This is a genomic window from Oleiphilus sp. HI0132 (assembly GCF_001635845.1).
Genome location: NZ_LWGJ01001268.1, coordinates 1 through 1,437, shown reverse-complemented (window position 1 = coordinate 1,437; position 1,437 = coordinate 1). Strand labels below are relative to the sequence as shown.

The 1,437-nt window shown below is 39.9% G+C and carries 1 protein-coding gene; it reads left to right on the top strand.

The window, feature by feature from the left end:
- Positions 1-212 precede the first annotated feature (212 nt).
- Complete coding sequence (locus tag A3766_RS19185; RefSeq protein WP_068642801.1) at positions 213-1,325, top strand: hypothetical protein; 1,113 nt, start codon at positions 213-215, stop codon at positions 1,323-1,325.
- Positions 1,326-1,437 lie beyond the last annotated feature (112 nt).

Sequence of the window (1,437 nt, the reverse complement as noted above, 5' to 3'; positions counted from 1 at the left end):
AAGCTTGCCCTGTTTAACGTCGAACTTTGAGTTGCTTATAACCTTCCACTTATGAAAGCCGCTTTTGCATAAAGTTTTGCCTTTATGCTTGGCCTTTGGGGATGGTTTTTTAAAGGGAATTACATTAGACATAATAAGAGCTTTCGTTGCTTGAAGGCCTGAATTCATCGTTATAAAAGGCTTAATGCCTATTAAGAGTTGTTGCAATACTGATGTTACCAAGACGCTACTTAGATCGCTACGCCTTATTTGTTGGCCTTAGTTTTTTGCTGCATGCGATTATAATCGGCGTGGTTATGCTTGCTCAGGTGGATAAAGATGAAGAGGAAGAAAAGCAGCATAAAGTTCTGATAAAATTAGATAATCCTATTAATGAAGAGGAAGAGGAAGAGGAAGAGGAGGAGGAAGAGGAAAAGCCTTTAACAGAAGAGAAAGCTAAAGCAGAGAAAGCTAAAGCAGAGAAAGCTAAAGCAGAGAAAGCTAAAGCAGAGAAAGCTAAAGCAGAGAAAGCTAAAGCAGAGAAAGCTAAAGCAGAGAAAGCTAAAGCAGAGAAAGCCAAAGCAGAGAAGGCTAAAGCTGAGAAGGCTAAAGCTGAGAAGGCTAAAGCTGAGAAGGCTAAAGCTGAGAAGGCTAAAGCAGAAAAAGCCAAAGCAGAGAAGGCTAAAGCAGAGAAGGCTAAAGCAGAGAAAGCTAAAGCAGAGAAAGCTAAAGCAGAGAAAGCTAAAGCAGAGAAGGCCAAAGCAGAGAAGGCCAAAGCAGAGAAGGCCAAAGCAGAGAAGGCCAAAGCAGAGAAATCGGGTGGTGCTTCCAGCCACAAAGGTTCCGGTCAGGCTTCGAATTTAAAGACTATTAAGCCGCGTCAAAGACTTGTAGATGGCATACCGGGTTCAGAATATCTAATAGATAAGAAAACGCTTAGGCAAAACTTCGTACTGACTAAAGAGGGTGAGGTTTTATATAAGTATGGAGCCGTCAAAGCTAAGCAGATTGAACAATCAATGTCACCTAGGCATAAGCTCATTGCGAGTGACTATTTGAAGCAAGGCTTTAAAAAAATTGAAAGCAACCTGGTAAGACCGAAAAGAAGTTACAGAGATGTTGGTAAAACCTATTACGGTCAAATTACATATTTACAGGACAGTGAAGGCTATTTTTATAATGTTGTATTTAAACAGCGTTCTGGAAGTGAAGATCTAGATAAGGCATTTATGGAAGCTTTATTAAAAACTGGGAGACTTGCGCCACCAATCGATCCAAAGGTTAGAAACTATTTTTTATATCGAAAGGGTTTGCTCTATTACGGTGAGTCTGATTTTGCTAACTAGTTTTAAGCGTTAGGTATCTTCGTTTTGGGTGTGGACAAGATAAAAGATCGTTGGCGTTTTGGTGTTCTACTTGCTGTAAGTATTATCATACATTTGCTCGCTTTAATCTTTT